The organism is Streptomyces sichuanensis, assembly GCF_020328095.1.
GTDB classification, from domain to species: Bacteria; Actinomycetota; Actinomycetes; order Streptomycetales; family Streptomycetaceae; genus Streptomyces; species Streptomyces cinnamoneus.
In genome coordinates this window covers 107,751-132,581 of the sequence record NZ_JAIXMK010000001.1, presented here as the reverse complement: position 1 = coordinate 132,581, position 24,831 = coordinate 107,751, and the positions used below count along the sequence as shown (strand labels likewise).

General features: G+C 73.7%; 22 protein-coding genes. 4 read left to right on the top strand and 18 right to left on the bottom strand.

The features are described 5' to 3' along the window. Positions 1-343 precede the first annotated feature (343 nt). The 11 genes from LE181_RS00565 to LE181_RS00515 all read right to left on the bottom strand — a co-directional run bounded on the left by LE181_RS00565 (position 344) and on the right by LE181_RS00515 (position 12,153). Positions 344-2,050, bottom strand: coding sequence for an AMP-binding protein (locus tag LE181_RS00565; RefSeq protein ID WP_225658862.1), 1,707 nt, complete (start codon positions 2,048-2,050; stop codon positions 344-346). A gap of 14 nt (positions 2,051-2,064) precedes the next feature. Continuing rightward, positions 2,065-2,676 carry an LOG family protein gene (locus LE181_RS00560; RefSeq protein WP_225658861.1) on the bottom strand — a complete coding sequence of 204 codons (612 nt, stop codon included), beginning with the start codon at positions 2,674-2,676 and terminating at the stop codon, positions 2,065-2,067. Positions 2,677-2,778: 102 nt separating this feature from the next. Beyond that, positions 2,779-3,555, bottom strand: a complete 777-nt coding sequence (gene thyX, locus LE181_RS00555; RefSeq protein WP_225658860.1) for an FAD-dependent thymidylate synthase — start codon at positions 3,553-3,555, stop codon at positions 2,779-2,781. After that, positions 3,552-4,571, bottom strand: coding sequence for a DMT family transporter (locus tag LE181_RS00550; RefSeq protein ID WP_225658859.1), 1,020 nt, complete (start codon positions 4,569-4,571; stop codon positions 3,552-3,554). The genes thyX and LE181_RS00550 overlap by 4 nt, the downstream gene beginning before the upstream one ends. After that, positions 4,568-5,620 carry an isopenicillin N synthase family dioxygenase gene (locus tag LE181_RS00545; protein ID WP_225658858.1) on the bottom strand — a complete coding sequence of 351 codons (1,053 nt, stop codon included), beginning with the start codon at positions 5,618-5,620 and terminating at the stop codon, positions 4,568-4,570. Before LE181_RS00545 ends, LE181_RS00550 begins: the two co-directional genes overlap by 4 nt. Positions 5,621-5,700: 80 nt before the next feature. Beyond that, positions 5,701-6,459: an enoyl-CoA hydratase/isomerase family protein gene (locus LE181_RS00540; protein WP_225658969.1), complete on the bottom strand. Its 759-nt coding sequence runs from the start codon at positions 6,457-6,459 to the stop codon at positions 5,701-5,703. Between the two features lie 95 nt (positions 6,460-6,554). Then, entirely contained in the window at positions 6,555-7,292 is a 738-nt protein-coding gene (locus LE181_RS00535; RefSeq protein ID WP_225658857.1) for an SDR family NAD(P)-dependent oxidoreductase, read from the bottom strand. 40 nt (positions 7,293-7,332) lie between these two features. Beyond that, complete coding sequence (locus LE181_RS00530) at positions 7,333-8,316, bottom strand: 3-oxoacyl-ACP synthase III family protein (protein WP_225658856.1); 984 nt, start codon at positions 8,314-8,316, stop codon at positions 7,333-7,335. A 15-nt stretch (positions 8,317-8,331) separates the two neighbouring features. Then, positions 8,332-9,372 carry a ketoacyl-ACP synthase III family protein gene (locus LE181_RS00525; RefSeq protein WP_225658855.1) on the bottom strand — a complete coding sequence of 347 codons (1,041 nt, stop codon included), beginning with the start codon at positions 9,370-9,372 and terminating at the stop codon, positions 8,332-8,334. A gap of 665 nt (positions 9,373-10,037) precedes the next feature. Further along, positions 10,038-10,697 carry a ScbR family autoregulator-binding transcription factor gene (locus LE181_RS00520; protein WP_225658854.1) on the bottom strand — a complete coding sequence of 220 codons (660 nt, stop codon included), beginning with the start codon at positions 10,695-10,697 and terminating at the stop codon, positions 10,038-10,040. Positions 10,698-10,920: 223 nt separating this feature from the next. Continuing rightward, positions 10,921-12,153 (bottom strand): MFS transporter, encoded by a 1,233-nt coding sequence (locus LE181_RS00515; protein ID WP_225658853.1) that lies wholly within the window; start codon positions 12,151-12,153, stop codon positions 10,921-10,923. 153 nt (positions 12,154-12,306) lie between these two features. On the opposite strand from LE181_RS00515, the gene LE181_RS00510 reads away from it, so the two are divergent. Together LE181_RS00510 and LE181_RS00505 are read left to right on the top strand one after the other, a co-directional pair. Continuing rightward, complete coding sequence (locus tag LE181_RS00510) at positions 12,307-12,834, top strand: PadR family transcriptional regulator (protein WP_225658852.1); 528 nt, start codon at positions 12,307-12,309, stop codon at positions 12,832-12,834. A gap of 29 nt (positions 12,835-12,863) precedes the next feature. Next, positions 12,864-13,295: a PPOX class F420-dependent oxidoreductase gene (locus LE181_RS00505; RefSeq protein WP_225658851.1), complete on the top strand. Its 432-nt coding sequence runs from the start codon at positions 12,864-12,866 to the stop codon at positions 13,293-13,295. 59 nt (positions 13,296-13,354) lie between these two features. Here the strand turns inward: LE181_RS00505 and LE181_RS00500 are convergent, their stop codons facing one another. The 6 genes from LE181_RS00500 to LE181_RS00475 form a co-directional block, all read right to left on the bottom strand. Further along, positions 13,355-14,161 carry an MgtC/SapB family protein gene (locus LE181_RS00500; protein ID WP_225658850.1) on the bottom strand — a complete coding sequence of 269 codons (807 nt, stop codon included), beginning with the start codon at positions 14,159-14,161 and terminating at the stop codon, positions 13,355-13,357. 33 nt (positions 14,162-14,194) lie between these two features. Continuing rightward, on the bottom strand, positions 14,195-15,418 hold the full coding sequence (locus tag LE181_RS00495) for an XdhC family protein (protein WP_225658849.1): 1,224 nt from the start codon (positions 15,416-15,418) through the stop codon (positions 14,195-14,197). Between the two features lie 9 nt (positions 15,419-15,427). Beyond that, the gene (locus LE181_RS00490) at positions 15,428-16,888 is read right to left on the bottom strand and encodes an NCS2 family permease (RefSeq protein ID WP_225658848.1); all 1,461 of its coding nucleotides are present in this window, start codon (positions 16,886-16,888) and stop codon (positions 15,428-15,430) included. Positions 16,889-17,016: 128 nt separating this feature from the next. Next, positions 17,017-19,401, bottom strand: coding sequence for a xanthine dehydrogenase subunit D (pucD, locus tag LE181_RS00485; protein ID WP_225658847.1), 2,385 nt, complete (start codon positions 19,399-19,401; stop codon positions 17,017-17,019). Next, complete coding sequence (locus LE181_RS00480) at positions 19,398-19,910, bottom strand: (2Fe-2S)-binding protein (protein ID WP_225658846.1); 513 nt, start codon at positions 19,908-19,910, stop codon at positions 19,398-19,400. Before LE181_RS00480 ends, pucD begins: the two co-directional genes overlap by 4 nt. Then, entirely contained in the window at positions 19,901-20,791 is an 891-nt protein-coding gene (locus LE181_RS00475; protein ID WP_225658845.1) for an FAD binding domain-containing protein, read from the bottom strand. Before LE181_RS00475 ends, LE181_RS00480 begins: the two co-directional genes overlap by 10 nt. Positions 20,792-21,021: 230 nt before the next feature. On the opposite strand from LE181_RS00475, the gene LE181_RS00470 reads away from it, so the two are divergent. Then, positions 21,022-22,704 carry a PucR family transcriptional regulator gene (locus LE181_RS00470; RefSeq protein ID WP_225658844.1) on the top strand — a complete coding sequence of 561 codons (1,683 nt, stop codon included), beginning with the start codon at positions 21,022-21,024 and terminating at the stop codon, positions 22,702-22,704. Between the two features lie 275 nt (positions 22,705-22,979). Continuing rightward, positions 22,980-23,798 carry a hypothetical protein gene (locus LE181_RS00465; RefSeq protein WP_263868238.1) on the top strand — a complete coding sequence of 273 codons (819 nt, stop codon included), beginning with the start codon at positions 22,980-22,982 and terminating at the stop codon, positions 23,796-23,798. Positions 23,799-23,807: 9 nt separating this feature from the next. On the opposite strand, the gene LE181_RS00460 is transcribed toward LE181_RS00465, so the two are convergent. Next, on the bottom strand, positions 23,808-24,530 hold the full coding sequence (locus LE181_RS00460; RefSeq protein ID WP_225658842.1) for a GntR family transcriptional regulator: 723 nt from the start codon (positions 24,528-24,530) through the stop codon (positions 23,808-23,810). Between the last annotated feature and the right edge of the window lie 301 nt (positions 24,531-24,831).

The following is a 24,831-nucleotide window of genomic DNA, read 5'->3' as shown; positions in this document are numbered from 1 at the left end:
TCCACTTCCCGCAGCGGCTCGGTCGATATCGACCGCCGTTCGAAGATCCGCTGCGGTGCGCAGATGTAAGCACGCGAACGGGTGGCTGGGCCAACCGTGTTGGCGCCGGCGGCGATGCACTTTCCGCTTCCTTTACTGGATCATCACAACTTCTTCACAGGATCGAGTAACAGATCCAGGGGGGCCGCCGTCCTCGTGGAACATAAATGGACACACGTCCATCAAACGCTTGGGGCAATACCGGCATTTCGAGGAACGCCGCAGGTGGATACCGCCGGTTACCCGCATCGTGTGAAGATTTACTGGAGCGACGCTCCGTCACGGACCCGCCACGTCCCGTACGTCACGGCGCCGCCGGGACCGCGCCCAGTTCCCGTTCGCGCTCGCGGCGGAGCTCCTTCCGCTTCACCTTTCCGCTCTCCGTGCTGGGCAGGGACTGCCGGAAGTGCACGACGCGGGGGTAGAGGTGGGCGGCGAGGCGGCGCTTGACGTGGGTGCGCAGGTCCGCGGCCAGGGCTTCGCCGGGAACGGCGGCGGGGGCGAGGACGACGAACGCCTCCAGGACCTCGCCGCGCAGGGCGTCGTCGACGGCGGTGACGGCGGCCTCGGCGACGGCCGGGTGCTCCAGGAGGACGTTCTCCACGTCCACCGGGCCGATGCGGTAACCGGCCATGATGATGACGTCGTCGTCGCGGCCGGCGAAGGCGAACCGGCCCTGCTCGTCGGCGCTGGCCAGGTCGCCGGTGAGGAACCACCGGCCGTCCGGGCTGAACCGGCCGGCGGGCCGCGGCCCGCCGCCGAGGTAGTGGGTGAACCACATCAGGGGGCTGCGCGGCACGTCGACGGCCAGCCGCCCCACGGCTCCCGCGGGGAGGGGCCGGTGGGTGTCCTCGTCGACGACCGCCAGGGTCCAGCCGGGCAGGGCGGGGCCCATGCGGCCGGGCACGGGCTCCACGCGCCGGCCGGGCCGCCAGGGGGTGCCGAGGACCATGCCGAGTTCGGTCTGGCCGTAGTGGTCGTGGACGGTCACGCCCAGGTGTTCCTCCGCCCAGCGGGGCAGGTCCGGGTTGAGGGGCTCGCCGGCCGCCGAACAGCAGCGCAGGGCGCCCGGGCGGACCCGGGGGCCGTCGTGGTTGCGCAGGGCGCGGTAGACGGTGGGCGCGGCCGCGAAGTTGGTGACCTGCAGCTCGTGCAGGACACGCAGGGTCAGAGCCGCGTCGAACCGCGCCGCGAGGAGGAGCGTGCCGCGGCCCAGGGCCAGCGGTCCGATGACGGCCTGGTAGAGGCCGTACCCCCAGCCGGGGTCGCTCATGTTCCAGAACACGTCCTCCGCCCGGTGGTCCAGTGCGACGTGCTGGTAGGAGACGAAGGCCGCGAGCGCCCGGGCGGGGACGGGGACCGCCTTGGGCGCGCCGGTGGTGCCCGAGGTGTAGAGGGTGATGAAGGCGTCGTCGCCCGCCCAGCGGAAGGAGTCCGGCGGGCGGACGCCGGCCCCGCGGGTCTCCAGGGCGCGCAGCGTCGGTGCGCCGCCCGGGGCCGCGGCGGTGCCCGGCTCCGTGGCGGTGCGGTGGTGCGCGTCCGGAGCCGTGCGGTCGCCGTTGACCACCACCGTCCAGGGCGTCGCGCCGGTGGCGTCGCGCAGCGGGTCCAGCGTGGGCAGCAGGTCCGCGTCGGTGACGACGGCCCTGGCGGTGGCGGTGCGGGCGGCGACGGCCACGTCCGCGAAGGCGGTGAACAGGGGGATGTGCACGGCGCCGAGCCGCCAGAGCGCCAGCAGCACCACGACGAGTTCGGCGGACTTGCCCATCAGGGTGGCCACGTGGTCCCCCGGGCCGATACCCAGGCCGGCGAGGCCACCGGCCAGGTGCCGGGAACGGTCGGCGAGTTCGCCGTAGGTGACGTCCTCCACGTCCAGCCGCGGCCCGGCCGGGCGGACGACGCTCAGCGCCACGCGCTCGCGCGGATGGCGGTCGCAGAGCAGGGCGGCGAGGTCCACGGGGGTGTCGCGGTCCCGGCTGAGCAGCGCTTCGATCAGGGCTTCGGGTTCCATGCGGCGCTCCTTCCTCAGCCGGCCGCGGCCAGGACGGCGGGCGCGGCCGGGGGCGCGGCGGCGGGCCGCCGCCAGCGCGGGGGCGGCGGGGTCCAGTCGTCCATGAGGGCGAGCAGCTCGTCGGCGTCGCGCACCGGCAGCAGCGAGGTGCTCTCCCCCGGGCTCATGAAGCCGTAGTGGGCGGCCTTGGTCGCCAGTGACAGCAGCCGGCTCCAGTAGTTCTCGGTGTTGAGGAGGGTGACGGGCTTGCCGTGGTGGCCCAGGATCAGCGCGGCCCAGACCTCGAAGGTCTCCTCCAGCGTCCCCACGCCTCCGGGCATCGCGACGAAGCAGTCGCCCAGGGTCTCCATCAGCTGCTTGCGTTCCTGCATCGTGTCGACGACGTGCAGTTCGGTCAGCGAGGTGTGGGCGACCTCGGCGTCGGCCAGGGACGTCGGGATCACGCCGATGACCTTGCCGCCGGCCGCGAGGGCCGCGTCGGCGACCACGCCCATGAGGCCGACGCTTCCGCCGCCGTAGACGATGTCCGCACCGGCCCGGGCCAGCCCGCGGGCGAAGGCGGCCGCCTCGTGGGCGAAGGCCGGACGGTTGCCCGACGACGATCCCGCATAAATGGTGACGCGCACGTGGAATCCAACCTGTCTGGGTGAGGGAGAGGAACGAGGGGGCGCCGGCCGGGCGGCGGAGGGGGAGCCGCCGCCCGGCCGGCCGTGGGGGGACGTCCGGTGTTACGGGCTGACGCGCCCGTAGGACTCGAAGGCCGCGTGGGTGAGGGGCATCAGGCGGGCGAACTCGGCCTCCATGCCCTCGGCCACCAGCTCGATCTCCCGCTGCGGGGAGGAGGGGTAGGCGGAGTCGGGCCGGTTGGTGCGCAGGCCCAGGAAGTGCATGAGGGCGCGGGCGTTGCAGGTGGCGTACACCGAGGAGTAGGTGGCCACCGGCAGCACCATGCGGGCGATCTCGCGGGCGATGCCGGAGTCCAGCATCCGGCTGTACTCGCGGTACGCGGCGAGGTAGACCTCGCTCGCCGAGCTGACGACGCCTTCCAGGTCGCCCGGCCCGCCGGGAACGTACTGGTAGTGGCCGGGCTTGCCCTCCTGGCGCAGCAGGCGCTGCTCGTCGGGGACGTAGAAGACCGGCTCCAGCTCGCGGTAGCGGGCGCTCTCCTCGTTGAAGGACCAGGTGCGGTGCCGCATCATGTGCCGGACCGTGAAGATGGGGGCGCTGATGAGGAACGTCATGTAGTTGTGCTCGAAGGGACTGCCGTGCCGGCAGCGCATCAGGTACTTGATCAGGCCCTCGGTGTAGCCGTCGCCCTTCTCCTCGCGCTGGGCGCGCTCGCCGGCGGTGGAGACCCGGGCCGCGCGGACCACGCTGAGGTCGCTTGCGCTGTGGTCCACGAGTTCGACGGTGATGTCGCTGCGCAGCTCGATGTCCGGGTGCCCGGCCAGGGCGGTGCCGGCGAGGGGGCCGGCCGTGGTCGTTTCGCTGATCTGGAGGGTCATGTCAACTGCCTTTCCGGAAGGGTGGGTTGCGGTTCGTCCTGCCGCACGGCGGGCGGCCGGGCGGCGAGGGCGGCGGCGAGGAGGATCGCCGCGGAGGACAGGAGCGTGGTGGTGCCCGTCCGCCCGCCGCCGTCGGCGGCCAGGTCGACGGCGAGGGAGCCCAGCGTCTGGCCGCCGGTCATCGCCAGGCCCATGACCAGGACCCCGGTGTGGCGCACCAGGACCACCGAGGCCAGCACGAAGGCCACCCCCAGCAGGCCGCCGCTGTAGAGCAGGGCGTCGCGCGGCCAGTGCGCCGGTGCTCCGGACACGGCGAGGTCCACGACGAGGGCGGCCGCCACGACGAGGACGCCGAGGAGGAAGTTCAGCGCCACGGACGGGTAGGGGGTGCCGGCGACGGCGTCGAGCCTGCCGTTGACGGCCATCTGCCAGGACAGGCCGATGCCCGCCGTGAACGGGAGCAGGGCCAGCCAGACGGTGGGGGCGGAGAGGGAGCCGAGGAGCGGTACGGTCACGGCGGCCAGGGCCAGCGCGGCCCCGGCCAGGCGGCGGGCGTCGGCCCGGGTGGCCGGGCCGGGGCCGACGCCGTGGTGGTCGACCCACAGCCCGCTCAGGCTCTGGCCCGCCACCAGGGCGATCGTGTAGAGGGCCGTGCCCAGGGCGGCGCTGCTCGTGGCCTGGGAGAGCACCACCACTCCGCCGACGATGCCGCCGAGGAAGTGCCAGGGCCGCAGGACCGGGGCGCCGGGCCTGCCCGGTCCGTGGCCGGGGCGGTGGGCCAGCCGGGCGGTGCCGCGCCGGAATCCGGGAAGGAACGGGCAGAGGAGGGCCAGTACCGCGAAGCTGACGCCGTCGGAGACGGCGGCGGCCGCCACGGGGTCGTGCACCGCCTCGCCCAGCCGTCCGTTGACCCATGCCTGCAGGGCCAGCACCGCCCCCGCAGTGGTGGCGGCGGCGATCGCCCACCCCTTGGGCCGGGAGCGCGCCGCGGGCCGTGGCGCCGGGCCGGTGCTCATATCCCGTACGCGGCGCTGAGCTTGCCGGTGAGGTAGGCCCCGGAGGTGGTGGCCGGGTGGCGCGGGGGGTTGCCGGGGCCGGTGCAGGTGGGGATGCACTCGATGGGGGCGTCGTAGTTGGGCTGGAGGAAGAACGGTACGGAGTAGCGCTCGCGGAGGGCCACCTCGCGCGGCGGGTTGACGACGCGGTGGACGGTGCTCACCCAGCGGTGGTTGGTCCAGAAGGCCATCAGGTCGCCGATGTTGATGACGAACGTTCCGTTGATGGCCGGCACGTCCACCCACCGGCCGTCCTTGCCGAGCACCTGGAGTCCGCCGGGGGCGCCGTCCTGGTGGAGGACGGTGAGGCTGCCCCAGTCGCTGTGGACGCCCTTGCGCAGTTGGCCGGGCTCCGGCGGTTGTTGCTGGCCGGGGTAGTAGTTGGCCGTCAGGTTGGTCATGTGGTGGTCGATCTTGTCGTCGAACCAGTGCTCGGGGAGGTCCAGGGCCAGCGCGAACAGGCGCATGAGCTCCTGGGCGAGCTCTTCCATGGCCGCGTAGTAGGCGGTGTAGGCGTCCCGGAATCCCGGCAGGTCCGGCCACTTGTTGGGCAGGCCGAGCTCGGCGGGCGCGTCGTGGGGGATGCCGGTGGCGCCGGGGTCGCCCAGCCGGTTGTAGGTGTAGGTCTCGGACAGGTCGGCGAGGCGGCGGGCCTGTTCGGGGTCCGTCCCGGCGTTGGCGGCGGCCAGGTTGCCCTTGCGGCCGAACCCCCTCATCAGCGGGTCGTGGCGCTCGGCGAGCAGGCGGTGCTTGTGCTCGGCGGGCAGGGCGAAGAAGGCCCGGGTGGCCTCGTAGACGTCGCGGATGGCCGTCTGGGGCACGCCGTGCCCGGTGATGGCCATGAAGCCGCTGGTCTCGCAGACCTCGCCGATGGTGCGGGCCACCGCGAGGCGGCCGTCCCGGTCGCCCCGGCGGGCTCCGGAGATGTCGATGACGGGGACGTACCCGTCGACCAGCGTGATGGGCCTGGTGCCCGTCGCCGCGGTCCGCGGCGGTGTGCTCGTCGTCACCTCGTGGCTCCTTGTTCCATGGTGTCCTGGGGGGTTCGTGCGCTCGGCGGGGGTGTCCGTGCGGACCGGCGGGGGCGGGGTCACCGGCCGGTGAACTCCGCGCGGCCGGGCCCGTTCTCCAGGAAGCCCCGCATGCCGGCGGTCCGGTCGTCGGTGGCGAACAGCGCCGAGAACAGCCGCGTCTCCAGGGTCAGTCCGCTTCCCAGGTCGGTCGTGCCGCCCTGGTCGACGGCCTGTTTGATGGCCGCGAGGGCGACGGCAGGGCCTTTGGCCAGGGCCGTGGCCCGGGCGACGGCCCGGTCGAGGACCTGGGCGTCCGCGACGACCTCGTCGACGAGGCCGATGGACCGGGCCTCGGCCGCGCTGACGACCCGGCCGGTCATCATCAGGTCCTTGGCGAGGGCCGGGCCGACCAGGCGCGGCAGCCGCTGGGTGCCGCCCGCGCCGGGCATGACGCCCAGCAGGACCTCGGGCAGGCCCAGCCGGGCGCCGCGGCCGCAGATGCGGTGGTCCGCGGTCAGGGCCAGTTCGCAGCCGCCGCCCAGCGCCGGGCCGTTGACGGCCGCGATCACCGGCTTGGGGATGGTGGCCACGGCGTTGAACGCGGCCTGGAGGAGGGGCGCGTGACGCGACATCGCCAGGTGCGACATGCCGGCCATCTCGCGGATGTCGGCGCCGGCGGAGAACGCCCGCGGGCCGCCGTGGAGGACGACCGCCCGGACGTCGTCGCGCTCCGCGGCCTCGTCGGCGGCGCGGTGCAGCCGGGCCTGCATGTCACGGTCGAGGATGTTGAGCGGGGGACGGTCGAGCCTGATGACCGCCACCGCGCCCGGCAGCAGTTCGAGCCGGACGTCGCCGCTGCCGGCCCCGGTGCCGTCGGCGGGCCGCCGCCCGGGGGCGGGCCCGGTGCCGGCCGGGTGCTGCTGGTCCGCGATCACGCCCACAGCAGACCTCCGTTGACCTCCAGCACGTGGCCGTTGACGTAGGAGCTGGCCCCGCCGGCCAGGAAGACCGCGGCGTCGGCGACCTCCTCGGCGCGCCCGGCCCGGCCGAGGGAGAAGCGGGTGCGGTAGGTCTCCCACGCCTTGTCGTTGCTCTTGAGGGCGTGGCCCATGCCCGCGTCGATGATTCCCGGGGCGAGCGCGTTGACGAGGATGCCCAGGCGGCCGAGCTCGATGGCGGAGACCTTGGTGAACATCTCGATGGCGGCCTTGGTGGCGCAGTATCCGGCGGCTCCCACGGCGACCCGTGTCGCCATGCTGGAGGAGACGTTGATGATCCGGCCGCCGCGTTCGCGCAGCACCGGGACCGCCGCCCGGGTGGTGAGGAACGTTCCGGTGAGGTTGGTGTCGACCATGTCCCGCCAGTGGTCCTCGGACAGCTTCTCGACGCGGCCGTCGCGGCTGATCCCGGCGTTGGCGACGACCACGTCGACCGTTCCGAAGCTTTCCTGGGCCGAGGCCATCAGGGCGTCCAGCGAGGCGGCGGAGGTGACGTCCACGATCTCCATCCGGGCCCGGTCCGGGTGGCTGTCCAGCACCTCCTTGAAGTCGTACGGGCTCCTCGCGGCGGCCACCACGTTGGCGCCCTCGGCGAGGTAGCGCTCGGCGATGGCGCGGCCGAGGCCCCGGGTGCCTCCGGTGATCACTGCTGTTCGTCCAGCGAGTCGCACGCTGGTCTCCTTCCGGTGGGTCGGTGGGGTTCGGGGGCGCTCAGTACCAGGTGACGACGGCGGCGCCGGCGGTCATGCCGCCGCCCACGGCGGCCAGCAGCACGTGCTCGCCGCGTGCGAAGGGGCGGCGGGTGTGCTCGTGGTGGAGGGTGAGCGGAATGGAGGCGGCCGCGGTGTTGCCGAGGAAGGGGGCGGTGAGCGGGACCCGGGCGGGGTCGATGCCCATCTCGCCCACGCACGCCTCGATCAGCCGGGTGTTGGCCTGGTGGAAGACGAAGCGCCCGATGTCTTCGAGGCGCAGGCCGCTCCCGGCGAGGGCTTCGGAGATGACCTTGGGGAAGGTGCGCAGGGCGTAGTCGCGCACCTGGCGGCCCTGCATGCGGAAGAGGTGCTCGCCGCGCTCGCGGGCCCCGGCGTCGAGGGGCTGCCGGGTGCCGCCGGCGACGACCTCGACGTAGTCGCGGTGGGCGCCGTCGGCGATCAGGTGGACGTGGCGGATGCCGTATCCGTCGGGCACGGGCCCGAGGACGACGGCCCCGGCCCCGTCGCCGAAAAGACTGACCGTCCGCCGGTCGGTCCGGTCCATCATGGTGGAGTAGATGTCGGCGCCCACGACCAGCGCGGTGCGCCCGGGTGAGCGGGTGGCGAGCAGCGCGTCGGCGATGGACAGGCCGTAGAGGAAGCCCGAGCAGACGGCGTTGACGTCGAAGGCCGGCACGCCGGGCAGGTCGAGCCTGTCCTGGAGGACGGCGGCCGTGGAGGGCTGCGGCTGGTCGGGGGTGGAGGTGGCGACGACGATGTGCTGCAGCTGCTGCCTGAGCTGGGGCAGCCCGTCCAGGGCGCGGGCCGCCGCCCGGTGTGCGATCTCCGAGGTGGTGGTCCCGGGGGCGCAGTAGCGCCGTTCGAGGACTCCGGTGCGTTCGGCCACCCAGCCGGCGTCGGCGCCGGTCCACTGGGCTATGCGGTCGTTGTCGATGACGTTCTCGGGCAGGTAGGTGCCGAGGGACAGCAGTCCGGTGTTCACTCTCTCGCCTTCTCGCTAGTCGGTGCCGGGGGCCTGGACGAGGGCGCACACCCAGGTGAAGCCGCCGCCGGCTCCGATGAGGACGGCCATCTCGCCCGGGGCGAGGAGGCGCCGGGTGGACAGCTCGTCGAGGTCGGCTCCCCAGTCGCTGCAGCCGAGGTGGCCGGTGCGGTCGTCGAAGCGCAGGTGGTCGCACGTGCCGAGGACGTCCTCCAGGACGGGCAGGTACTGGGCGTCGAGGGTGCGTGCGCCGACGCGGGGCAGGACGAGGCAGCGCAGGCGCGGGTCGTCGGGCGCGACGCCGGCGTCGCGCAGGGTGTTCGTCAGGACGGTGCGGATGCGTTCACGGGCGATCGCGTCGAAGACGCCCTTGCCCATGTCGGCCGTGGCCTGTCGGGCGGCGGTGACGGCGTCGACGGGGGCGCCGGCCTCCAGGGGGGCGGCGGCGAGGGGGGCGTGCCCGCGCAGGACGACTTCCATCTCGACGGCGGAGACGGTGTTCAGCGCCTGCAGGACGAACGCGTCGTCCTCTCCGGTGGACCGGTGGAGCAGGACCGCGGCGGCGGCGTCGCCGAGTCCCATGGACGGATAGGAGTTCCAGCGGTCGATGCCCGGCAGGACGTAGCGGTCGGAGGAGGTGACGAGGGCTCGTGTGACGCCGGGATCCGCCTGCAGGCGCAGGGCCGCGTCGTAGAGCGCGAGCGCCCCGCCGTCGCAGCCCTGGTGGATGGCCAGGGGGAGGGCGTTGGTGGCGCCGAGCCGGTGGGCGATGTAGTGCGGAGGCGACCAGAGTTCGTGACCCTGGTAGTAGAGCCAGGTGTGGATCAGCAGGTCGATGTCGTTCGACTGCCAGCCGGATCGTTCAAGTGCAGTGCGTGCGGCCAGGACCGCCATGTCGGGGGCCGGGACGGGGGAGACCGGCAGCGCGCTGATGCCGGCACGCCGTGCGGATTCCTTGTCCAGGCGCCCCTCCTCCATGGCCTGAGCAGCGGTTTCGCTGGTTTCGGGGAACCAGGACCCGACCGCTTTGATGCGTAAGTCGTCGCCGAACCTCACTGCGTCGCTCCTCTTCGACCGGCCGCACCGCAGCGGGCGTCCGGGGACGCCGGACGGCCGGGGGTGGGGGGTGAGCTGGAATGGTGGGAAGTCTTCGCGGTGACGCGTCCTCAATCGCCGCTGTCTGCGGGGGACTTGCGCCCAGCGGTCCGGTTCCGTGTCGCTTCGGGGGATCCGGCCGCCGCCAGGCACCCACTAAAACCAAACCGATCGTCCTTGTCAACAGACATAGATCGATTCGACGTAGCGCCCGTTATGGCGACCTTACGGCTTATGCACCCAGGAAGTCCGTCGCCACAATCAACCCGAACCAGGACATACGAATCACGCCGGGCTCCGGCGTTCGGAGATCACCAAGACAACGCAAAGAATCTGGGCACCGCGCCAGACCGCGTGGTACGAATATTCGGCTGCACCATACACATTCAGGGAGGGCTGATCATGTTGGCCACGGGGGAATGCACTGAAGGCGCAGGCGAGATAAGGGAGTTATCGCCCCGCACGCCATGGGAACCGCCGGAGAACGAGACCTCGGTTCCGCGTCCACTCGCCCATCGGAGATACAACTCGACGACGGCGAGGACAAGTTACAGACGGTGGGGCTTCAACTCCCGTGATTTTCCGGCCTCATAGCCGCTCCGACATGACGAACGGGCGGCCACCGGTCAGAGCGGGCGTGTGACGACGACGTCACCGCAGTGCAGAGCCCTGGCGTACGCCCGGAAGTGGGCGAGCTTGCGCGGGTGGACGGCACCCGGGAGCAGCGCTTCCCACATCTCCCCCAGCAACGGGCTCAGTTCGGCACCCAGCGCCTGGGTCATCACCTGCGCTCCGGTGTAGGAGCTGACGAAGACGCGGGCGAGGAAGTCCGGGTGGACGTCCGCCCTCAGCTCCCGCTGGTCACGGGCCCGCTCCAGGAGGCCGGTGAGGATGCCGACCCAGTCACGGTAGACGCCGGGGACGGGGTCGCGGTAGGTGGCGTTCTCGAAGGTGAGCCGGATGCCGGCCCGCACCACGACGTTGGTGCGCAGGAGTTCGGCCAGGGTCCGCGACAGCTGCAGCATCAGCTCCAGACCCGAGCCCTGGGCGCTCGCCAGCACCTCGGCCTCCGCCGTCCAGATCCGGTGCTGCTCCTCCACCACCGCGTGCGCCAGTTCCTCCTTGCCGGCGAAGTGGAAGTACATCGCTCCCTTGGACGAGGCCGCGTACTCAAGGATGTCGCTCACGCTCGTGGCGCCGTAGCCGTAGCGATCGAACAGTTCCGCGGCCGCCAGGATCAGCGCCTGGCGCGTCTGCTCGGACCGGAACTGCTTCGGCTTCGCCACGGGTTCTCCTCGGGGGTTCATCCAACTCGTACCGAACGGTCTCATTCTTCACCAGCAGCAGGGCTGTACAGAAGAGTTCCGGCCCGGCCTCGGCGGGCACGGCGGCGTACGGGCCGGGCCCGCACCTGCAACCGCCTGCAACCGCCTGCGCGGCCGGGCTAGGCCGGCCGCGCAGCGAAGCGGGCCTGCACGGAGCGGGGGTTCCCCGTGCAGGCCCGCGGTATCAGGTGGCCGCCGGCCCGTCTTCCCGGCGCCTGGCGAGGGCCACCAGCGTCCCGGCGAGCGCGACGACCACGACCGCGGCGCCGATCCAGGCCAGCGAGGTGACGTCGGTGCCGGAGTCCAGGAACTGCGAACCGGACCAGGAGCCCAGGGCGTTGCCCAGGTTGAAGGCCGACGTGTTGGCGGCCAGGGCCAGTGCGGAGCCGCCGCCCGCCGCGCCGAGCACCCAGGACTGCAGGGGCGGGACGAGCGCGCCGGACGCCAGGCCGATCAGGAAGACCGCGACCGGCACCACGACCTTCGACTCGGCGGTGAAGGAGAGCACCAGCAAGGTGGCGGCCAGCAGGACCAGCATGCTCGCGAGGGTGCCGCGCAGGGTCCGGTCGGCCAGCTTGCCGCCCAGGGCGTTGCCCACGAAGCCGCCGAACCCGAAGACGAAGAGCAACAGGGTGGCGGCGCCCGCGCCGAAGCCGGTCACCTTCTGCAGCAGCGGCGAGATGTAGCTGTAGAGGAGGAACCAGCCCGCCTGCGACACGGCCGTGACGGCCAGGGCCCACAGCACCTGCGGGCGGCGCAGGATGCCCAGTTCGCTGCGCATGGACTCGCTCTCGCCGCGGTCGAGGTGGCCGGGGACGAGGAAGGAGAGCGCCGCGAAGCCGGCCACCGCGGCGCCGGCCACGCACCAGAACGTGGCGCGCCAGCCCCACTGTTCGCCGATCGCGGTGCCGATGGGGCCGCCCAGCACGGTGGCCAGGCCGAGGCCGCCGGCCACCCAGGCGATGGCGGAGGCGCGGCGGTCCGGCGGCGAGAGGCGCACGGCGATGAGGATGCACACCGCCGCGAAGGTGCTGTGGGTCAGCGCTCCCAGGGTGCGGGCGCCCATGAGCAGGGAGAAGGAAGGCGCCAGGGCGCCAAGGACGTTGGCCGCCGCGAAGACCAGCAGCAGGATCAGCGCGAGGAGTTTGGGTGCGACGCGCGAGGTCGCGACGGTCACCAGCGGACCGCCGACCGCCACCGCGATCGCGTAGGCGCTCAGCAGCTGGCCCGCACTGGCCACGGAGACGTGCAGGTCGTCCGAGACGTTGAGCAGCAGGCCGATGAGGGCGAACTCGGCCGAGCACAGGGCGAACACCGAGAGCGACAGCGCGGCCAGGGCCGCGACGGGGAACGTCGCGGGCGCCGGCGGCGGGCCGGCTAACTCCCCCCGGGTCGCGGTTTCGGCAGTGTGTGGCATGGATGAGGCCGACAAGGCTGTACCTCCTTGCCCGGATCCGCGGATGGAAGACACGCAGCAGGCCAGGCATCGTCATCTAGGTATGTCGAATACGCCATGAGTCGTATCGACCTATGACCAACTCTAGCCCTATGCTTGCCGACCATGTCAAGCATGTTGGATCTCGCCACCCTCGGCTTCCTCTACGAAGAGCCGCTGCACGGCTACGAGCTGCGCACGCGCATCGCCCGGCTGACCGGCCACGTCCGCGCGATCAGCCACGGCACCCTGTACCCGGCGATCAAACGCATGGAGAAGGCCGGCCTGCTCGTACGGGAGTCACAACCCGGCGCCGCGGCCGCGCCCCGGCACATGCTGAGCCTGACCGACCAGGGCCGGCAGACCCTGCTGGAGCTGCTCCGCAAGCCCGACGACCCCTTCATCACCGACGAGAACCGCTGGTTCACCCTCCTCGCCTTCCTGCGCCACCTCCCGGAGCCGGAGGCGCAGGCGGAGGTGCTGCGCCGGCGCCTGACCTTCCTTCAGGAGCCGAGCAGCTTCTTCTACAGCGGGGACCGCCCCCTGAGCAGCAAGGACGTCGACGACCCGTTCCGGCGCGGTGTCCTCACCATCGCGAGGGCCACCTCGGAGGCCGAACTCGCCTGGCTGAACGAGACCATCGCGGAGCTGAGCGCCCGCTAGGCAGAAGGGAGACACCCACCGTGCGACCCATGACCGAGGACGAGTGGCGTGCGTTCGTCCTCTCCGGCTCGCGGACCGGCAAGCTGGCGACCACCCGCAAGGACGGCCGCCCGCACGTCACCCCCGTGTGGTTCCTGCTCGACGACACCGACGACGGCACCGTCGAGGTCGTCTTCACCACCTGGCACGCGTCGCTGAAGTACCGGGCCCTGCGCCGCGAGCCGCGCTTCGCCCTGTGCGTGGACGACCAGGAGCCGCCGTACGGCTACGTCACCCTGGAGTGCACGGCCGGCTTCACCGACGACCCGGACGCCCTGCGCGCCTGGGCCACCCGCATCGGAGGGCGCTACATGGGACGCGAGCGGGCCGCGGCGTACGGCGAACGCAACTCCGTGCCCGGCGAGTATTTGGTACGCGCCACCGTCGACCGGGTCATCGCCTTCCACGGCATCGCCGACTGACCCGGCGACGGGGCCGGCACCGCGGGCGCGCGGTGCCGGCACCGCCCGTCGCCCGCCCCTCACCGCCCGGTGAAGAGGTTCCGCACCCGCCGGCGGGCCCTGCGGGCGGCGCGGTAGTCCTCGTCCGGGGTCTCGTTGTCGTCGTCGTCCGGACCGTGGAGGGCCGTCCAGCTGACGGCGGAGACGGCGGGCTCCAGGGAGAGGCGGCTGACGGCCTCCTCCAGGAGGCTGTCGTCCCGGCGCTCCGTGGTGAGTTCGGCCGAGACGATCACCTTGCCCGCCGTCTCCGCGTCGCGGCTGTCCACCGAGCGCAGCCGGAAGCCGGGGCGGGTGACGGCCTGGACGACGAGGGTGCGCACGTGGGCCTCGGCGGGCTCGGTGCACACCACCTCGAAGTAGTAGTCGGTGGTCACCTCCGCGCCGCCGTGCGGACCCCGGTCCAGGCCCCGGGCCAGGGGCCGCAGCAGGGTGTTGGCGCCGACCACGCCCACCGTGCCCAGGGCGGCGATCACGTACAGGCCGGTGCCGGCCAGGGCGCCGACGGCGGCCGAGCACCACAGGGTGGCGGCGGTGTTGAGGCCGCGCACGCTCAGTCCGTCGCGCATGATGACGCCCGCGCCGAGGAAGCCGATGCCGGAGACGATCTGTGCGGCGACCCGTGAGCCGTCGTAGCCCGCCGAGCTGGTGGCGTCGGCGAAGCCGTAGGTCGACAGCAGGACGAAGAGGGCGGAGCCGGCGGCCACCAGGGCGTTGGTGCGCAGTCCCGCCATCCGGGCCCGCCACTGGCGCTCCAGCCCGATGATCGCGCCGAAGCCCAGGCCGGCCCCGATGTTGGCCGCCAGGTGCCACTCGTTCACCATCGCCATGCCCTCGTCCTCCTCGTGCCCGTCTCTCGTTCTCTATCGGCCGGTCACCGCCGGGTGCTGAACCGGCGGACGGACCGGCTCCTCCCACTGTGCGGCAGCAGGCGGGAGGCCGGACGCGTTCAGGCCAGGCACGGGAGCAACGGACGGGGGGCACCCGGCGGGATCCTGTCCGGGGCCGGCCGCCTCGTGGTGGATCGGCGTGTCCCCGCCCGTCAGCGGCACCCCGGTGCCCCCGTGACGTACCGCCACGATCTCGGCGGCGATGGACAGGGCCGTCTCCTCGGGCGTGCGGGCGCCGAGGTCGAGGCCGATCGGGGAACGGAGGCGGGCCAGCTCCTCCTCCCCGACGCCGGCGTCGCGCAGCAGCCGCAGCCGGGCCTCGTGCGTGCGGCGCGAGCCCATCGCGCCCACGTACGCGACGGGCAGGCGCAGCGCCCGTTCCAGCAGGGGGACGTCGAACTTCGCGTCGTGCGTCAGGACGCAGACGACCGTCCGGGCGTCGACGGTCAGGCGTCCGAGGAAGCGGTGCGGCCAGTCCACGACGACCTCGTCGGCCTCCGGGAAGCGGGCGGTGGTGGCGAAGACGGGGCGTGCGTCGCACACGGTCACGTGGTAGCCGAGGAACTTGCCGGCGCGGACCAGCGCGGCCGCGAAGTCGATCGCGCCGAAGACGAGCATCCGCGGCGGCGGCACGCTGCACTCGACCAGGAGGGTCACTCCGTGGCCGGGGAGGCCGGTGCAGGCCGTGCGGCCCTCGGCGAGCAGGGTGCGGGCCGCGTCCCGCGCCGCGTCGTCCAGCGCGGACGACCCGCCCAGGGTGCCCTCGCCCGTACCGTCCGGGCGCACGAGCAGGGCGCGCCCCAGGGTGCCGGGCGGGCCCGTCACCACGCGGGCCAGCGCCACCGTCTCGCCGGACGCCGCCGCGGCCAGGGCCGCGGCGGCCACCGGGCCCACCGGCGCCACCAGGACGTCGATCTCCCCGCCGCACGTCAGGCCGACCGCGAACGCGTCGTCGTCGGAGTAGCCGAATCGTTCCAGCACCGGCATTCCGCTCGCCAGCGCCGCTCGGCACAGTTCGTGGACCGCGCCCTCCACGCAGCCGCCCGAGACCGAGCCGAGCGCCGTGCCGGCCGCGTCGACGGCCAGGGCCGCGCCCGGCTGCCGGGGTGCGCTGCCGCGGACGGCCGCCACGGTGGCCACGGCGACGGCGCGCCCCTGCGTGCACCAGCGGTGCAGTTCACCGGCGATGTCCAGCACGTCCGCCTCCTACTTGACGCCCAGCCAGTGCTCGATGGGGTGCAGGGCGAAGTAGCCCGCGAAGACGGCGCTCAGGACCCACATGAAGACGCCGGGCTCGCGCCACCTGCCCTGGGCCGCTTTGAGGACGGTGTAGGCGATGACGCCACCGCCGACGCCGGCCGTGATGGAGTACGTGAACGGCATCAGCACGACCGTCAGGAAGACCGGGACGGCCACGGCGCGGTCGGTCCAGTCGATGTGCCGGGCGTGGCTCGCCATCATGGCGCCGATGACCACGAGGGCGGCCGCGGCGATCTCGCCGGGGACGATGCGGGTCAGCGGCGTGAAGAACAGACAGGCCGTGAAGAGGAGCCCGGTGACGACGGAGGACAGGCCGGTGCGGGCGCCCTCGCCCACGCCCGTCGCGGACTCGACGAAGACCGTCTGGCCGGACGCCCCGGCCACGCCGCCGATCGCCCCGCCGGCGCCGTCGACGAGCAGCGCCCGGCTCAGTCCGGGCATCCGGCCCTTGTCGTCGGCGAGGCCCGCCTCGGTGCCCACGCCGATGATGGTGGCCATGGCGTCGAAGAAGCCGGCCAGCACCAGCGTGAAGACGATCATGGAGACGGTGGCGCCGCCCACCGTGCCCCAGCCGCCGAACTCCACCTGCCCGAAGAGGGAGAAGTCGGGCAGGGAGACGGCGCTGCCCTCCAGGGCCGGGGGGCCGTTCTGCCAGGTGCGGGGGCCCGGGTCGGCGACGGCGTCGACGAGGACGGCCAGGGCCGTGCCCGCCACGATGCCGATGAGGATCGCGCCGGGCACCTCCCGCGCCTGCAGCATGAAGATCAGCAGCAGGGTGACGCAGAACAGCAGCACGGGCCAGCCCGCCAGTTCGCCCGCCGGGCCCAGTGTGAGCGGCCCACCGGACTGCGCGGCGTGCACGAAGCCGGCCTTGACCAGGCCGATGAGGGCGATGAACATCCCGATGCCCATGGTGATGGCGTGCTTGAGCGCCAGCGGGATGGCGTTCATGACCCGTTCGCGCAGCCCGGTGAGGACCAGCAGCATGATGACGACGCCGTAGACCACGCACATGCCCATCGCCTGCGGCCAGGTCATGTGCGGCGCGACCTGGGTGGAGAGCACGCCGGAGACGCCGAGCCCGGCCGCCAGGGCGAGCGGGACGCGGCCGACCAGGCCCATGAGCAGGGTGCAGGCCGCCGCGGCGAAGGCGGTGGCGGTGATGAGCCCCTGCCGGTCGAGGGTGTGCCGCAGGGCGTCGGGGCCGGAGAGGATCAGCGGGTTGAGCAGCAGGATGTAGCTCATCGCCATGAAGGTGGTGAGGCCGCCGCGCACTTCGCGCGCGAGGGTCGACCCCCGCTCGGTGATGAGGAAGTACCGGTCGAGCCGCGAGGGCCCGGCGGGCCGCCGCGGGCCCGCGCCCGCGTCCTGCGCCGCGGTCTCCGGCCGCGCTGATGCATGGGTCATGGTGCCTGCTCCAGACGTCGCGGGTGGGGGGCTGCACGACCCGGGGGACGGCCCGAGACGAAGGGTGGTGCCGCCGCACCGCCACTGGGGGGCGCGTGCGCGGTGCGGCGGGCGGGGACGCCTCCCGCTCAGGTGCCGGTCAGGTGCTCCGGCCGGAGGGGGACGCGCTGCAGGGCGAGGCCCGTGGCCTGGCGGACGGCCGCCACGACGGCGGGCGTCGAGGAGAGGGTGGGGGCCTCGCCGACCCCGCGCAGGCCGTAGGGGGCGTGGCCGTCGGCGAGTTCGAGGACGTCGACGGGGAGCGTGGGGGTGTCGAGGATGGTGGGGATCAGGTAGTCGGTGAACGAGGGGTTGCGGACCTTCGCCGTCAACGGGTCGACGACGATCTCCTCCATGACGGCGAGCCCCAGGCCCTGGAGGGTGCCGCCCTGGATCTGGCCGGTGACCGACAGCGGGTTGAGGGCCTTGCCGACGTCCTGGGCGCAGGCCAGTTCGACGACCTTGACCAGGCCGAGCTCGGTGTCGACCTCGACGACCGCGCGGTGGGCGGCGAAGGAGTACTGGACGTGGCCGGAACCCTGTCCCGTGCGCAGGTCGAAGGGCTCGGTCGGCCGGTGCCGCCACTCCCGCTCGACGTCGACGCCCTCCTCCCCGAGGACGTCCGCGAGGCCGGCGAGGACCTCGCCGCCGTCGGTGACCACCTTGCCGTCCTGCAGCAGGAGTTCGGCCGACGCCCAGGCCGGGTGGTACGTGCCGAAGCGGGCCCGGCCCAGCTCCAGGACGCGCTCGCGCACCGCCTCGCAGGCGTGCTTCACCGCGCCGCCGGTGACGTACGTCTGGCGGGAGGCCGAGGTGGAGCCTGCGGAGCCCACCCGGGTGTCGGCGGGCGCGATGGTCACCCGGGCGACGCCCAGTTCGGTGCGGGCGATCTGGGCGTGCACCGTGACGCCGCCCTGGCCCACCTCGGCCATGGCGGTGTGCACGGTGGCGACGGGCTCACCGGCGACCACCTCCAGCCGGACGCGGGCGGTGGAGTAGTCGTCGAAGCCCTCCGAGAAGCCGACGTTCTTGATGCCGACGGCGTAGCCGACGCCCCGGACCACGCCCTCGCCGTGCGTGGTGTTGGACAGCCCGCCCGGCAGGGCGCGGACGTCCGTCGCACCGTCGGCGCTCTCCCACTGGCGCTGCGGCGGCAGCGGCAGCGCCTTGACGCGGCGCAGGAGTTCGGCGACCGGCGCGGGCGAGTCGACGACCTGCCCCGTGGGCATGACCGAGCCCTGCGCCATGGCGTTGCGGCGGCGGAACTCCACCGGGTCCAGGCCCAGCGCCGCCGCCAGCTTGTCCATCTGCGCCTCGTAGGCGAAGCACGCCTGCACCGCTCCGAAGCCGCGCATCGCGCCGCAGGGAGGGTTGTTGGTGTAGAGGGCGAGGGCCTCGGCGTCGACGTTGTCGATGACGTACGGGCCGGCCGAGAGCGAGGCGGCGTTGCCGACGACGGCGGGCGAGGACGAGGCGTAGGCGCCGCCGTCGAGGACGATGCGGCACGCCATGAAGAGCAGCTTTCCGTCGCGGGTCGCCCCGTGCTCGTAGCGGAGTTTCGCCGGGTGGCGGTGGACGTGGCCGAAGAAGGACTCGAAACGGTTGTAGACGATCTTCACGGGGCGGCGGGTGCGCAGGGCGAGCAGGCAGGCGTGGGCCTGCATCGACAGGTCCTCGCGGCCACCGAAGGCGCCGCCGACGCCGGAGAGCGTCATGCGCACCTTGTCCTCGGGCAGGCCGAGGACCGGGGCGATCTGGCGGAGGTCGGCGTGGAGCCACTGCGTGGCGATGTAGAGGTCGACGCCGCCGTCCTCGGCGGGGACGGCGAGGCCGGACTCGGGGCCGAGGAACGCCTGGTCCTGCATGCCCACTTCGTACTCGCCGGTGACGATCACGTCCGCGCGGGCCCGGGCGGCGGTGACGTCGCCACGGACGACGGGCTGGCGGTGGACGACGTTGGGGTGCGGGACGTGGGCCGCGTGGGGGTCGGTGCGGCCCGGATGGAGCACGGGGGCGCCGGGTGCCGTGGCCGTCCTCTCGTCGGTGACGACGGGCAGGTGCTCGTAGTCGACCACGATCTTCGCGGCGGCGCGGCGGGCGGTCTCGGGGTGGTCGGCGGCGACGAGGGCCACCGGCTCGCCGTGGTGGCGCACGACGCCGTCGGCGAGGACCGGGGTGTCCTGGATCTCCAGCCCGTAGCGGGTCGCGGCGGGCAGGTCGTCGTGGGTCATGACGGCGTGCACGCCCGCCGTGGCGAGGGCCGCGGAGACGTCGACGGAGCGGATGCGGGCGTGGGCGTGGGGGCTGCGCAGGGTGAAGCCCCAGAGCATGTCCTCGTGCCACAGGTCGGAGGCGTAGGCGAACTCGCCGGTCACCTTGAGGGTGCCGTCGGGCCGGAGGGTGGAGGCGCCGATGCCGCCCTGCGTGCCGCTGTGCTGGGTGAGACCGGTGGGTGTGCGCGTCACGTCGTTCACGGGCGGGCCGCCTCTCCCCCGCGGGCCGTCTCCGCGCCGCGGGCCGCGGCGAGGCGGACGGCGTCGAGGATCTTCTCGTAGCCGCTGCACCGGCACAGGTTGCCCGAAAGGGCTTCGCGGATGTCGGCGTCGGAGGGGTCGGGGTGGCGCTCCAGCAGGTCGTCGGTGGCCACGAGCAGGCCGGGGGTGCAGAAGCCGCACTGGACGGCTCCCGCGTCGACGAACGCCTGCTGCACGGGCGAGAGGCGGCCCCCGGGGACGCCGGAGCGCTCCGCGAGCCCCTCGACGGTGACCACCTCGCGGCCCTCGGCCTGGCCCGCGGCCACCAGGCAGGCGCAGACCGGGACGCCGTCGAGGCGGACCGTGCAGGAGCCGCACTCGCCCTGCTCGCAGGCGTTCTTGGAGCCGGGCAGGCCGAGGCGCTCGCGCAGCACGTACAGCAGGCTCTCGCCCTCCCAGACGTCGTCGGCCTCGTGGACGCGGCCGTTGACGGTGAAGGTCACGCGCACGCCGCTCCCCTCCCTTCGTTCCGGCGGTAGGCGTCCCAGACCCAGCCGAGCGTGCGGCGGGCCATGACGCCGACCGCCCTCCTGCGGTAGGCGGCGCTGCCGCGCACGTCGTCGATGGGGTTGCAGGCTCCGGCCGCCAGCTCGGCGAACTCCCCCACGACGGTGGGGTCGAGGGGGCCGCGGGTGTCCCAGAGGCGGCTCTCGTCCAGTGCGGCGGCGAGGAACTCCTCGGCGGCGCGGGCGCGTACGGGCGTGGGGGCGGCGGAACCGATGCCGGTGCGCACCGTGCGGCCGGCGGGGTGCAGGGCGATGCCGAGGGCGCACACGGCGATGACCATGGCGTTGCGGGTGCCGACCTTGGAGAACTGCTGCGGGCCGGTGGCCTTGCGGATGCGCACGGCCCGGATCAGTTCGTCGGGCGCGAGGGCGTTGCGCTTGACGCCCGTGTAGAACTCCTCGACCGGTATGAGGCGGGTGCCGCGCACCGATTCCGCCTCGACCTCCGCGCCCGCGGCCAGCAGGGCGGGGTGGCTGTCGCCGGCCGGGGAGGCGGCGCCGAGGTTGCCGCCGACGCTGCCGCGGTTGCGGATCTGCGGGGAGCCGACGGTGCGGGCGGCGAGGGCGAGGCCGGGCAGCTCGCCGCCCAGGTGGTCGATGATGCGGGTGTAGGGGACGGCGGCGCCGAGCCGGACGTCGGGCCCGTCCGCGTCCCAGGTGTGGAGTTCGCCGATGCGCTGGAGGTCGAGCAGGTGCTCCGGCCGGCGGTGGTCGAAGTTGATCTCGACCATCACGTCCGTGCCGCCCGCGAGGGGCACGGCCGAGGGGTGCTCGGCCTTGGCGGCCAGAGCCTCCGCCCAGCTGGCGGGGCGCAGGAAGTCCATGGAAGGTCTCTTCTCAGGGGGGCTGCGGCGGGGTCGTCATGGCGGTTCCGATGCCGTTCCGGGGGGCGTGGGCCCAGTACAGCGACGCCCGGAGGCGGCGGTGCAGTCACCGAAAACATGAAGCGGTTGGCTGGCCAGTGCCCCTGTCTTGTAGATTCGAACGAAAGACGGGGTTCCGGAACCTCACGGCATTCCACTGGTTACAAGAAGACAGATCGGCGGCGACGACGATGCGGCTGCGCGCACTGCTGGAGACCGATGCGCTGGGCCTGCGGCTGCTCGGTGGCGAGGACGAGCTGGACCGCACCGTGCGCGGCGTGATGACCACCGACCTGCGCGACCCCAGCCGCTACCTCTCCGGTGGCGAGCTGGTGCTCACCGGCCTGGCCTGGCGGCGGGAGCCGGAGGACTCCGAGCGGTTCGTCCGCATCCTCACGGCGGCGGGCGTGGCCGGGCTGGCGGCGGGCGAGGCGGAGATCGCCTCGACGCCCGACGACCTGATCGAGGCGTGCGCCCGGCACCGGATGCCGCTGTTCTCGGTGAACGAGAAGGTCTCCTTCGCGTCCATCACCGAGCACGTCGTGCGGCAGGTCTCCAGCGAGCGGGCCGGGGACCTGGCGGCCGTCGTCGACCGGCACCGCCGGCTGATGACGGGCGGCCCGGCGGGCGGCGGCCCCGAGGTCGTCCTCGACCTGCTGGGCTCCGACCTCGACCTGCGCGCCTGGGTGCTGTCCCCCACGGGCCGGCAGATCGCCGGCTCCTCGCTGGCCGACGCGGGCCCGGGGCTGCCCGCCGCGGTCGGCGCCGGCCTCGCGGGCGAGCACCTGGCCGCCTCGCGCTCGGGCCGCCGCGGCCCGCACCGGGTGACGGCCGCCGGCAGCACGTACTCCCTCTTCCCCGTCCGCAGCAGCGGCCGCGCCGCGTCCGCGCGGGACGTGCGCGAGACGGTGCTGTCGGACTGGCTGCTGGCCGTCGAGGCGGACGCCGGGGACTGGCCGGAGGAGCGGCTCGACCTGCTGCACGGCGTCACTCAGCTGATCGCCGTGGAGCGCGACCGCCGCGACGCGGCCCGCACGGTGCGGCGCCGCCTCGCCCAGGAGGTCCTGGAGCTGGTCCAGGCGGGCGCCGCGCCCGCCGAGATCGCGGCCCGGCTGCGGGTGGCCGCGCCGGTGCTGCTGCCCGGCCTGGGCACCGCCCCGCACTGGCAGGTCGTCGTGGCCCGCGTGGAGTGGGAGGGCGGCGACATCCCCGGCGGGCCGGTGGCGCAGGCGCTGCTGGAGGAGGTGCTGGTCGACCCGGACGCGGCCGGCCCCGAGCCCTCCGACCGGATCGCCGTCGCCCATACGGGCGACGAGGCGGTGGCGCTCGTGCCGCTGCCGGCCGTGCCCGCGGAGGCGGAGGCCGCCCCGGCCGCGCCCGGCCTGCACGCCGACGCCCTGCTGGCGGCCGTCCGCGACCCGCTGGCCCGGGGCCTCGCCGACGACGGGCGCCTGACCTTCGGCGTCAGCGCCGCCGTCCACTCGGCGGAGGGCCTGCGCGGCGCCCTGGAGGAGGCGCGGCACGCCCGTCGTGTGGCCGCCGCCCGCCCGGGCCGCGTCTGCGCGGCCGGCCACCAGGAGCTGGCCTCGCACGTCCTGCTGCTGCCGTTCGTCCCCGACGACGTCCGGCGGGCCTTCACCGCCCGGCTGCTGGACCCGCTGCGCGACTACGACCGCCGCCACCGCGCCGAGCTGATCCCGACGCTGGAGGCGTTCCTGGACTGCGACGGCTCCTGGACCCGCTGCGCGACACGGCTGCACCTGCACGTGAACACCCTGCGGTACCGCGTGGGGCGCATCGAGCAGCTGACGGGGCGCGACCTGTCCCGGCTGGAGGACAAGCTCGACTTCTTCCTTGCCCTGCGCATGAGTTGAGGGGCCGGGCCGGGTGACGGTCCGCTCGGCGGACGAGCGGATCATCACCCGTGGAGCGGTGCGCTCTTCGGTACGCTGCGCCCACCAGCAGGAGTCACGGGCCGCACGGTGGCCACCCCTTTCCCACACGGACGGTCCGGCCCCGGGCCATGGGTCCCGCGTTTGTGAATTGGTTCACACCTGACCCTTGGCCGCGCCCGTGTCCTCGTGCTGTGATCGGAGCAGGCTTCCAGCTCGACGGCGCGCTTGGGGAGGGCACTGTGGCGGACACCGCCATGCGGAATGCAGGGTTGCCGGAGCCATCAGGACCACAGGGGAGCGGACAGGGCCCGCTCGGGGGCGATCCGCTCGACCGGGACGTGTGGCGGCTGCGTTCCCGGGCCTGCTGGGACGACGCCGCCGCGCTGCTCGCCCCGCGCGCCGCGGCCGAGCCGGGCCCGGCCCTGCGCCGGACGGCGGTGCTGGTCGAACGCTGCATGTTCACCGGCGACGGCTGGGGCGCGGCCGAGGACTCGCTGCGGGCGGCGGAGGCGCTGGCCACGGACGACGAGGAGCGCGGCGCGGCCGCCTGCGAACGGGGTCACCTCGCGTACGCGTCCACTCTTTTGGGCGTACGGGACCGGGCCGACGAGGCGCGGGCCGCCCTGGGGCGCGCGGCCGCCCTGCTCACCCCGCGCTCGCCGACGCGGCCGCTGCTGGACTTCCGGCGGGGCCTGATCGCCCAGCACCTCTCCGACAACCCCTCCGACGCCACCGCCGCCTTCCAGCGCGCCCACGCGGGCGCCGCCGCGCACGGACACCGGCTGCTGCTCTCCTTCACCTGGCGCCACGTCGCGGCGATGGCCGAGCACGACGGCAAGCTCGCCGAGGCCCGGTACGGGTTCGCGGAGTCGCTGCGCATCCGGGAGGAGCTGGGTTACCTGGTCGGCATCGCGCCGGCCCTGGCGTCGCTCGCCGCGGTGGTGGGCGAGGAGGCGGAGGCCGTGCGTCTGCGCGCGGAGGCGGCCCGCCTGGTCCGTCTGCTGGGCGGCGTGCCGGGGTGGCTGGCGGAGCGGCTCGGCCTGGGCGTCCGGGGCCAGGTGGCCGGGGCCTGACCGGCGGCTCTACGCCGGTCCCGCGCAGTGCCGGGTGGCCACCGCCTCGACGGCCGGCAGGTCCTGCGCCGCCAGGGCGTCCAGCAGCGTCAGGTGCTCGGCCGCGTCGGCCAGGAGGCATCCGGCGTGCGGCGCGGCCCACTGCGCGCGCCGGTGGAGGTCGTCCACGACGAGCATCAGCTGGCGGTTGCCGGAGAGCTCGAAGACCGCCCGGTGGAACGCCCGGTCCAGCTCCGCGTAGGAGGCCCGGTCGCCGCCGGCCGCCGCCACGGCGGCCCGTTCGGCCAGCGGGCGCAGCTCGCCCCAGCGCGCCGCCGGGACGGTGCGGGCCAGCCGCAGCAGGGCGGGCACCTCCAGGAGGACGCGGACCTCGGCGAGCTCGGTCAGGTCGCGCGGGGTCCGGCTGGTGACGCGGAAGCCGCGGTTGGGAACGACCTCGACCGCGCCTTCGAGGGCCAGCTGCTGCATGGCCTCCCGCACGGGCGTGGCCGAGACCCCGAACCGCTCGCCGAGCGCCGGGCCGGAGTAGACCTCGCCCGGTACGAGCTCGCCGCTCACCAGCGCCCTGCGCAGCGCGTCGAGCACCTGGCCGCGCACGGAGTACCGCTGCGGCGTCCGGCGCAGGTGCTGGCTCTCGTCGTGGGTGTGCTCGCCCCGCGCGGACGGCGCGGCCTGCGCGGGCACGGCGGCGCCCGGCCCGGGTGCCGTGCCGTGGGGTCTGCCCTGCTCCATGGGGGTCCTCCTGGTGTCCATTCGGAACCATAGGCGGCCTATCCGCCAGTTCAAACCCCGGGCAGGGCGAATTAGGCAAGCCTTACCTATTAACGATCTCGCTGCGGCGACCCCTGCGCACCCGCCACCCCGGCCACCCCTCCCCCGCCCGGGCCATGACGACCGCATCACCCGGCTGTCAGCCGAGCGAAACACCTAAGCCACTCGATCGAGTGAATTGAATAGAACTCAACTCGCCTGGCGCTGGGGGACGTTCGAAATGCTTCGTAGCTCTCCGTATATCCTTGCCGTCCATTCGCGG